The following is a 9,541-nucleotide window of genomic DNA, read 5'->3' as shown; positions in this document are numbered from 1 at the left end:
AAATAGTCTCCTTGGTCGTCATCCTTTCGCGACCAACCGCATCTCGGAAAGCGTCTCGCTCCTCGACAAACCTGTTCAAGGCTGCTTCCGCGCTCCTCACCATGACTGTCTTGACATCTTCCAGACTCGACTTGACAGAGTCCCAGCGGGCAGCAATCCACTCCTGCCCAAGTGGGCTGATGGTGTCGAAGGGTATCCTTCCCTTCCGCTCGACCCTCTTGCCCAAGCCGGCCTCTACTGCCCAGTGAGCTAGTCGATAGCGAGTGTGGTCTGGTGCCCCCTCTGGTTGAAGAAGCTCCATCTTGACCAAGACTTGACGGATTTCCTTTCTGCCGACCCCGTAGCACTCTCCAAGCTCGCTAACGGTGATCCAGTTTCCTTGTGAGACGGTGACAAGTTCGCCGGTTTGTCGGTCAATCACCTCAGTGACGTATTCCATCAAGCCACCTCAGAGGTCTTGGAGAACAGCTTGGGGTGGAAGTACCTGAGCTTCTTTTTAGTGCTGACAAGCCGCCAGGCAGCGTTTTTGGCAAGCTCGTCCGCAGCCTCGTTCATGATGTGACCGCTGTGGGCCTTGACCCACCGCCATTTCACCGGGTGATCAGCTACAAGAGCGTCGAGGGCCTGCCAGAGGTCACGGTTCTTGACCGACTTTCGATCCGAGGTCCTCCAACCATTGTCTTTCCAGTTGGGCAGCCACTCGGTGATCCCGCGCTGTACGTATTGGCTGTCCGTAGTGATGACCGCGGGCAGCCCGAGGGTCTTGGCATACCGCACCGCCTCGATGGCAGCCTGAAGCTCCATCTGGTTGTTAGTGGTGTCACCGACGGCGTGTCCGGCAAGAGCAGATCGGCAAACAACAGTGTCGTTGTCGTGTTCGTGGATGACGACTGCCCATCCGCCCGGTCCGGGGTTTCCAAGGCAAGCGCCGTCAGTGGCCAGCACGAGGTGCCGACCTGAAGAATTGATATTGGTCATTGTGTTGAAAGTTTCCCGCTGGGTCCAATCTGTTGGGACGGCCAGCGTGTGATCGAAGTGGTCTATGTGAGTGAGCGCGGTGGTCCTGCTGGATCGCGGTGAATCAAGGCATGTTGCGCTTGAGGAGCCCGAAGGTAGTCTCTGGGGGAAAACACCTGGTCTCTATATGGAGCCCTAATTGCGTTCGTCCCTGACCGCAGAGCTTCCAATCAGGGAAAACGCCTCAGGTCTTATATGAGTACCTAATTGCGTTTGGCGGGGAACCATGGCGGCTCCAGCAGGAGAAACCTTAGGTCTTATATGGGTCCTAATTGGCTTAGGTTGCTTGCCTGAGACCATGGCGAAGCAGCATAGACCATTGATAACGCTAGGGTCGGCTAGTTCGCTTCGGGCGGCCTACTAATCTGAAACCGCGGCCAGTTCCTAAAGAACTCTTCCTGAGCGGCCATTTCGTCTTCGCCATAGTCTCCCGCTACGTCCTTGGCGCTATGACCGGTGATCGCGTTGGTTACGTCCTGACGTTTCCCGAGGTTTCGTGCGGTGGTCTCGAAGCGGTGCCGCCAAGCATGATTCGGCTGGACACGCATATCGGTAATGACGGTGCGGACAAAGTTGGTGATCCGGTTCTTCGTTGTCTGAAGCGCCCCCATAACACCTTCCGGTCCCTTTCGGGTAATCTTGAGGAAGAGGTGTCCGGGCTTGGCCTTCTCTATGAACGCAGGAAATCCAAGGTCCACAAGATGTGGGTGGATTACCACGTCCCGGTATTCGTCCGTTTTGATAGTCCCGGCCTCGGGGGTAAGCCGTATGATCCAACGTCCATTCTCATGACGGACGTCCTCTCTCCGAAGCTGGGCCATCTCACCCACACGCGCCCCGGTATAGGCAAGTAGCCAAGGAACCCAGCGTTTCGCTTCGGTAATCTGGTCGGGCTCCTTGCCGGTCGGCTGATACGCGGTTGCGGCTGACAGGAGCGCGGTAGCTTCGTCGTCAGTAAAACCCTTTGGCCTAGTCTTCGTCTTTTTTGCGACCTTGAGCTTTACCGTGCCGGGATGGCTGGCAACCCTATGGTTGTCCACGCCCCACGTAAAAAGAGCATTGAGCGCCGATAAATCGCCCATCTTTACGGTTTTCGCGCTCTTGCCTTGCTCAAGGCGAAAATCCTTGAAGCGAACGATGTCAGCATTAGTAACGGCGTTGGCGTCGTCGTGCCCTAGGAAGTCCGAAAACTGTCTGGCGGCCCGTGTGTAGGCTTCTTTGGTGCTAACCGACAGACCCGTCCGCTCTCCCTCCTTCCACCAGTCCTCAGCCAATCCTGTGATCGTCTGGGTTATCGGCTTGTGGACAGCATGGGCGGCGATTGGGGGCGGCGGTGCGGGTGTCGGTACAGGTTCGCCCTGCTGCCGCTTCCTTGCGCCCTCTGCGGTCGCGATGAGCGTCTCCAGATACGCTCTGGCCAGCTTGCGGAACCCATCGCTCGTCGTGTCCACCCTGAGGCCCATTGCCGCACAGCGGTCTACAACCTCATCGACAACAAACTCGCCGATTTGGCCCCTAGCATACTCGTGCTTCCAAACGGCGAGCGAAATTTCGATGCTTTCCTGCCGCTTCTCCCAGTGCTTGTCGTAGTTCAGGACGTCTGGGGCAAACCTACCAGCCTCGTCCTCATCCATCAGTTCATGACGAGCGACGGCGATAATGTGCGCGATGGTTTCTGGATTGAGGTCGTCAAAGTGGTCGCTGGCTCGCTTCTCGGCCATGGCAATCAGCGAAGCGCACTCTCTTGCAGCTTCGGAATATCGGTCCGTGATTTTGGGCAGCGGACTTTTGCCCTGCCCTTCGTGCGCACCTAACCACCGGACGAACTCGGTGATTTGCCCGTCGATATGTGGACGCAACCGCTCGGGTATGCCCTTGCGGTACTTCCAGCGATTTCCGATGAGATAGAGGTTTTGCACTAGATGACCCACGGGACCGCTGCTTTGTACCAAGTGTTTGGACTAGCAGCGGCCCCTAAGCCATTGTTTATGCGGATTTCTCCACCGTATCAACGGCTTCGGAGAATATTGGTGCCCAGAAAAGGACTCGAACCTTCACGCCTTGCGGCACACGGACCTGAACCGTGCGCGTCTACCAATTCCGCCATCTGGGCGACGGGCGTGTAACTAGGGCCCTGCCCAATCAATGTCAACGGGCTTGTGACGGTTTTTAGAAGTTTGCCCCATCCCAATGCTTTATCGCATCCTTTTCGATCTTGGGCGGACGGTCGAGACAGTTCACATTGATCATCACCATGGTGTTGCCCTTGCCATCCGAACCACGGGCAAAGGACTCGATTCCGCAGGTCTTGCAGAAGAGATGATCGATGGTTTCGGTGTTGAACCGATAGGTCGTCAGCTGGTCTTGGCCCGAGAGCAGGGTGAAATCGGCTTCAGGCATGGACTGCATGACCCAGCCCAGGCGCCGGCAGCGCGAACAGTTGCAATCGCCCAGACTGGCAAGGTCGGTATGGGCGGAAAAGCGCACGGCGCCGCAGTGGCACTGGCCCTGATAATCCTGTTTTTGGGGCATGATGTTCTCCTTGTTGAAACAAAACAAGAACAAAACCTGTCGTGAGTCAAGCGCGGGACGATCACGATTTCCTCGACATCGGCGGCTTTGCTGGGATAGAAGCATTCCAAACTTTGTGCCCACTTGCCTTGCCGGAGTCCCCAAATGGATCGCTTCTCGCCCAAACTCGTCACTGTCTTTGGCGGTTCGGGATTCGTTGGGACCCATCTCGCCCAGGTTCTGGCCCGCGCCGGCTATCGCGTTCGCATCGCGGTGCGCCGTCCGGATCTGGCAGGCGATGCCAAGATGCTCGGCGGTGTCGGCCAGATCGTGCCGATCCAGGCCAATGTGCGTAATGAAGCTTCGGTGCAGCGCGCTGTCGCCGGCGCCGATATCGTCATCAATCTCGTCGGCCTCGGCTATGAGGGCGGCAAGCAGACCTTTGCCAAGGTGAACACCGATGGCGCAGCCCTGATCGCCCGGGCCGCCAAGGCCGCCGGCGTTGCTTCGCTGGTGCATGTCTCCGCCCTCGGCGTCGATGCTGGTGCCAGCGTCAGCCAATATGCCGCGAGCAAGCTCGCCGGCGAAGCGGCCGTGCTCGAGGCCTATCCGCAGGCCGTGATTCTGCGCCCCGGCCTGATGTTCGGCCACGGCGATGGCTTCTTCAACAAGATGGGCTTTTTGGCCCGCATGCTGCCGGTCATGCCGGTGATTTCGGGCGCTTCGCGCCTCCAGCCGGTCTTTGTGGGTGATGTGGCCGATGCCATCGTTGCTGCGGCCGAAGGCAAGGTGAAGACCGGCAAGTTCTATGAACTCGGTGGCCCCGATGTCGAGGCGCACAAGGACCTGCTGGCCCGGGTACTGCGCGAGGCCGGCCGCAAGCGTCCGCTCGTGGCGCTGCCCTCGGGCATTGCCAAGCTCTTTGCGCTGCCCTTCGCCATCCTGCCGGTCGCCCCGCTGGTGACGGCGGACCAGATCGACATGCTCGGCGTCGACAATGTCGTTTCCGAAGCGGCCATCAAGGACAAGCGCACCTTTGCCGCCTTCGGCATCGAGCCGACCTCGATGGACAAGATCCTGCCCCAGTATATGTGGCGTTTCAGCAAGCGCGGCCAGTTCGACCGCCCGCGCACCGGCGACGTGTCGCTGGCCAACAGCCGGTAAAAGAACGCCGGCCTTTTCCCGAAACTGCTAGGCATTTTCGGGGGACATGCTGTAGTTCCGGGGCAGCAAGCCCCGGATCGTCATGACCCTATCAACCAAAATCGAGTACCTCGGCCACAAGGGCGAGGGCGTTACCCATATCGATGGCGAGCGTGTTTTCGTGCCCTTTGCCCTGCCGGGTGAAGAGGTCGTCATCACGCACGAAGGCGAGCGCGGCACGCTGGTTGAGGTTTTGACCCCGTCTGCCGACCGGCAGGCCCCCTTCTGTCCGCACTATGGCGCCTGTGGCGGCTGTCAGTTGCAGCATCTGGCACCCGAGGCCTATCGCGCCTTCAAGACCGGCCTTGTCGAAATCCCGCTTCGCCAGGCCGGGATCGACGCCAGGGTCGAAAAATTCGTTGAGGCAGGTGGGGCAGGGCGACGCCGGGCGACGCTCCATGCGCGAAAGGACGCGGCCGGTTACATGCGGCTGCGCAGCCACGATCTGCTCGATCTCGATGCCTGCCCGATTCTGGTGTCGGGGCTGAAAACGGCGCCCGATGTCGCCCGCGCTATCGGCGCGATGATCGGGCCATGCGATGTCAGTTTCACCGCCACCGATACCGGGCTCGATGTTTCGGTGAAATGCGCGGTGAAGGGGGTGAAAGGCGATCGACTGATTCCCCTCGGCAACCGCTTTGCCCTCGCCCGCCTCGCCTTTAATGGCGAAATGCTGTTCCTGGCGCAGATGCCGCGCGTCACCATGGGCAAGGCCAGCGTCGAACTGCCCGTGGGCAGCTTTTTGCAGGCGACCGAGGCGGCCGAGAATGTGCTGGCGGACTATGTGACTGCGGCTGTGGACAAGGCCAAGTCCGTGGCCGACCTCTTTTGCGGCGTCGGGCCCTTTGCCCTGCGGCTGGCCGAAAAGGCTACCGTTTTTGCCGCCGATAGCGACAAGCCGGCGGTCATGGCCCTCGAAAAGGGGTTTCGCTACGCCAAGGGCCTCAAGGCGGTGACGGTGCGGCCGCGCGATCTCTTCCGCGATCCGCTGACCCGATTTGAACTGGGCTATGATTCTGTGGTTCTCGACCCGCCGCGGGCCGGCGCCGAGGCGCAGGTCAAGGAAATCGCCGCCTCAAAACTCAAGCAAGTCGTGATGGTCGCCTGCGACGCCAAAAGCTTTGCGCGGGACGCGGCAATCCTGACCAAAGCAGGATTTGCGCTCTCCAATCTCATGGCGGTGGATCAGTTCACTTATTCCACCCATATCGAGATCGCTGCGACCTTTCAGCGTTAACAAGGTTTTGGGAATTTTGGAGCAAATGTGTCCGCCAACCGCGGCGCCCTGCTGAAGTATCGAGCTAAAGTCTTGAGAAGTCAGCAGAAACAACGCGGTCTTTATTTTGTCGTCTTTGGCTGGCTTTTTCATTGAAACCTTCGCCGCGTGTCGGCGTTTGACCAGTACATTCAAATACGACCAATCGGGACCTTCGGGCGCGGTTTTTGCCAGCGCGGATTCCCCATGGAGACACCAATGCTTCGCTATGCTTTCGCGCTTCCTGTGGCGCTCGCTTTTCTCGTTCTTCCAACCGCAGCCCAATCCGTCACGCCCACTGGCGCCTGGGTTGACCGCTTTGGTACCGCCTTTGAATTCTCGATCTGTGGCGATGGCACTTCGCTTTGCGGCGTCCTTCGCGACGTGCAGGGAAAATCCCGCACGCCGGATAACCTGGCTTATGTGAACCGTCAGGTGGTCAGGGCCAAGCAGGTCAGCTCCAATGAATGGAAGGGCACTGTGGTCTATGACGGCGCCCAGGCCGCCGCCACGGTTACCCAGGTTGCTCCGGACACGATCAAGATCACCGGTTGCCGCGCGGCTATCTTCTGCCAGACGCTGACCTTCAACCGCGTCTAAACAAACCCCCGGCTTCCTCTGGGAAGTATGAAGGCCTCGCTCCTGGTGACCTCCGGAGCGGGGCCTTTTGCGTTCTAGCTGTCGCCCAGCGCGAAATGGGCCATCTGGCCGTCATAGGCGCGCTTGAAGGCCGGGCGGGCGCAGACGCGCTCGATATAGGCCTCGAGCGCAGGATGGGGATTGGCAGCTCTCAGGCGGGGAACCCGCAGCACATCGGCCATCAGCAGGTCGGCAACGGTAAAGCGGCCAGCCGCGAGCCATTCGTGCGACGTCAGCACGGCATCGAGATGGGCGAGACGCTGCAGCATCCAGTCTTTCAGCCGATTATCGGGGCCATCGAAGAGGCTGACGAACCACCAGGGCACGGTGACCATTTCCATGGAATTGAGCCCGGCAATCGTCCATTCCAGCACTTCCGCCTCGCCCTTGGCGTCGCGCGGCATCAGCACCTCGCTCTTGTGCGCCAGATGCAGCAGGCAGGCGCCGCTTTCAAAAAGGGTGATGTCGCCGTCTTCGAGAAAGGGTACCTGCCCAAAGGGCTGGCGGGCGAAATGGGCGCTGTCACGGCCTTCGAAGGGAACGGACTTGACCTCATAGGGCAGGCCCGCCTCTTCGCAGGCCCAGCGCAGCCTGATGTCGCGGACGTGGCCGCGGGGGCCCGATTTGCCACCGGGCACCCAGTCATAGGTCCAGATCACCAGCTTTTCGGTCATGTCGCCTCCACTTTTCGCCCGGTGTTAGCACAATGGGCCAAAGGTGGAGGAGTTGCCGATCAGCAGACCGTTGCGACGCGTTCCTTGATCACGGCGAGTACTTCATCGCCGGGGCGCTTCCACCAATTGTCCTGGGAGAAGATTTCCACTTCCTGCGGACCGAAGAAACCAGCGTCCTCGATCATCTTGCGGATCGCGGGCAGGTCGATGACGCCATCGCCCATCATGCCGCGATCAAGCAGCATGTCCTTGGTCGGCACCAGCCAGTCGCAGATGTGATGGGCAAAGATGCGCTTCATCCGGCCGGCGCGGGAGATTGCGTTGGCAAGGTTCGGATCCCACCAGACGTGGTAGACGTCGATGGCGACACCGACGGTTTCGCCAAGGTCCTCGCAGATATCGAGCGCCTGATCGATGGTGTTCACGCAGGCCCTGTCGGCGGCATACATCGGATGCAGCGGCTCGATAGCGATCTTTACGCCCGAGGCTTTTGCATGCGGCAGCATGGCGGCGATGCCATCGCTGACCATTTTCCGAGCACCCGGCAGATCCTTGGACGAGCCGGGCAAGCCGCCGACCACCAGCACGAGGCAATCGGCATTGAGCGCCGCCGCTTCGTCGATGGCGCGCAGATTGTCGTCGATCTGCTTCTGGCGACCCTCGGCCGTTTCCGCCGGGAACATGCCGCCACGGCAGACGCCCGTCACCTGCAGCTTGTTGGCCTTGACGATACGCGCCGCCTCGTCGAGGCCGATGGCCGCGATCTGGTCACGCCAGGGCGAAATGGCGGTGATGCCAGCCTTGAGGCAGCCGTCGACCGCCTCTGCAAAGCCCCATTGCTGGCGGGTGGTGGCGAGATTGAGCGAGATGCCCCGATCGGTCATGCCGGGACTCCATTTACCTGCAGAACGGCCTTCATACGCGCCGTAGCCAGTTCAGGATCGGCGAGAACGCGAGCCTTGTCGGCGAGACGGAAAAGCTCAGAAAGATGCTGCACCGAGCGCGTCGATTGCTGACCGCCGATCATCTGGAAATGGTCCTGCAACCCATTGAGATAGGCAAGGAAAACGACACCGGTTTTGTAAAAGCGTGTCGGGGCCGCAAAGATATGGCGGCTGAGCGGCACGGTTGGTTCGAGAATGTCGAAGAACTCGTTAGTGTTGCCGCGGCCCAGGGCAGCAAGGCCCGCCGAAGCAGCCGGCGCGATGGCATCAAAAATACCGAGCAGGGCGTGGGAATAGCCCTGATCATCGCCGGCAATGAGCTCGGCGTAGTTGAAGTCGTCGCCCGTATACATTTTCACGTTGGCCGGCAGGCGACGGCGCATGGCGATTTCCTTCTCGGCCGAGAGCAGGGAAATCTTGATGCCATCGACCTTGTCGGCATTGGCGGCGATGACATCGAGGCAGACGTCCATAGCGACGTCGTGGTCGATATTGCCCCAATAGCCCTGCAGGGCCGGGTCGAACATTTCCCCGAGCCAATGCATGATGACCGGCTGTTTTACGTTCGAGAGTACGTGGCCATAGACGCGGGCGTAGTCGTCGGGCGATTTTGCCGCAGCGGCGAGGGCGCGGCTCGCCATCAGGATGACGCGACCGCCTTCGCCTTCGACAAACCCAACCTGCTCGTCATAGGCGCGAATGATGTCATCGATCGTCACATCAGGGCCGGGCATCAGGTGATCGGTCCCGGCGCCATAGGCGATCAGGGAATCATCTCGCGTCCGCGCCTCGGCCTGAGCGCGACGGATGAGTTCCTTGGCTTCCGTCCAGGTCAGGCCCATGCCGCGCTGGGCGGTATCCATGGCTTCGGCAACGCCCAGGCCTAGATCCCACATGCGGTGGCGGAATTTCAGAGTTTTTTCCCAGTCGATCGCCGGGGTCAACCAGGGATCATTGACCGCGAGCGGATCGGCGACGACGTGGGCGGCCGAATAGGCGATACGCGGAAAATCCGTCGACTTGAATTTGACGAAGGGGATGGGATCGCCGGTTAGCGTATAGGGCGTGATCGAGCGGTCGGGATTGGGCAGGTTGATGGTCGGCATGGTGGGTGTCCCCCTCATCCGGCTCTACGCGCCACCTTCTCCCCGATGGGGAGAAGAATGGGCCAGCGCCCGTTCAAACTGGGTGCCCCCATTCCTCTCCCCATCGGGGAGAGGGTGGATCGGCCGGAGGCCGAGACGGGTGAGGGGGTGTTTCCCGTCCGGCGTTGGTTAGAATTCCAGCTTCGGAACATC

General features: G+C 60.2%; 9 protein-coding genes, 1 tRNA gene and 1 pseudogene. 3 read left to right on the top strand and 8 right to left on the bottom strand.

Annotation, left to right across the window (positions count from 1 at the left end):
- The 5 genes and pseudogenes from J0I64_RS06080 to J0I64_RS06060 all read right to left on the bottom strand — a co-directional run.
- Window positions 1-439: pseudogene (locus J0I64_RS06080) on the bottom strand (hypothetical protein); the annotation flags it as partial.
- Window positions 439-969 (bottom strand): ribonuclease HI, encoded by a 531-nt coding sequence (rnhA, locus tag J0I64_RS06075; protein ID WP_291406715.1) that lies wholly within the window; start codon window positions 967-969, stop codon window positions 439-441. The pseudogene J0I64_RS06080 and the gene rnhA, both read right to left, overlap by 1 nt.
- Window positions 970-1,355: 386 nt before the next feature.
- Window positions 1,356-2,936 carry a phage integrase N-terminal SAM-like domain-containing protein gene (locus J0I64_RS06070; RefSeq protein ID WP_291406714.1) on the bottom strand — a complete coding sequence of 527 codons (1,581 nt, stop codon included), beginning with the start codon at window positions 2,934-2,936 and terminating at the stop codon, window positions 1,356-1,358.
- 109 nt (window positions 2,937-3,045) lie between these two features.
- Window positions 3,046-3,130 (bottom strand) — tRNA-Leu (locus tag J0I64_RS06065).
- 56 nt (window positions 3,131-3,186) lie between these two features.
- On the bottom strand, window positions 3,187-3,549 hold the full coding sequence (locus tag J0I64_RS06060) for a GFA family protein (protein ID WP_291406713.1): 363 nt from the start codon (window positions 3,547-3,549) through the stop codon (window positions 3,187-3,189).
- 144 nt (window positions 3,550-3,693) lie between these two features.
- Between J0I64_RS06060 and J0I64_RS06055 the strand changes: the two genes are divergently transcribed.
- The 3 genes from J0I64_RS06055 (at window position 3,694) to J0I64_RS06045 (ending at window position 6,586) form a co-directional block, all read left to right on the top strand.
- Window positions 3,694-4,692, top strand: a complete 999-nt coding sequence (locus J0I64_RS06055) for a complex I NDUFA9 subunit family protein (protein ID WP_291406712.1) — start codon at window positions 3,694-3,696, stop codon at window positions 4,690-4,692.
- Window positions 4,693-4,774: 82 nt separating this feature from the next.
- Window positions 4,775-5,968, top strand: coding sequence for a class I SAM-dependent RNA methyltransferase (locus J0I64_RS06050; protein WP_291406711.1), 1,194 nt, complete (start codon window positions 4,775-4,777; stop codon window positions 5,966-5,968).
- 237 nt (window positions 5,969-6,205) lie between these two features.
- Entirely contained in the window at window positions 6,206-6,586 is a 381-nt protein-coding gene (locus J0I64_RS06045; protein WP_291406710.1) for a hypothetical protein, read from the top strand.
- A 74-nt stretch (window positions 6,587-6,660) separates the two neighbouring features.
- On the opposite strand, the gene J0I64_RS06040 is transcribed toward J0I64_RS06045, so the two are convergent.
- The 3 genes from J0I64_RS06040 to J0I64_RS06030 are packed head-to-tail and all read right to left on the bottom strand — an operon-like array spanning window position 6,661 to window position 9,349.
- Window positions 6,661-7,299, bottom strand: a complete 639-nt coding sequence (locus tag J0I64_RS06040) for a glutathione S-transferase family protein (protein WP_291406709.1) — start codon at window positions 7,297-7,299, stop codon at window positions 6,661-6,663.
- A gap of 59 nt (window positions 7,300-7,358) precedes the next feature.
- Window positions 7,359-8,183, bottom strand: a complete 825-nt coding sequence (locus J0I64_RS06035) for a sugar phosphate isomerase/epimerase (protein WP_291406708.1) — start codon at window positions 8,181-8,183, stop codon at window positions 7,359-7,361.
- Window positions 8,180-9,349 (bottom strand): dihydrodipicolinate synthase family protein, encoded by a 1,170-nt coding sequence (locus tag J0I64_RS06030; protein WP_291406707.1) that lies wholly within the window; start codon window positions 9,347-9,349, stop codon window positions 8,180-8,182. The genes J0I64_RS06035 and J0I64_RS06030 overlap by 4 nt, the downstream gene beginning before the upstream one ends.
- Window positions 9,350-9,541: the final 192 nt, after the last annotated feature.

The organism is Devosia sp. (assembly GCF_017307565.1).
Lineage (GTDB): Bacteria > Pseudomonadota > Alphaproteobacteria > Rhizobiales > Devosiaceae > Devosia.
Note: the sequence above shows the minus strand (reverse complement) of the source record. Positions and strands in the feature narration are given on the sequence as shown.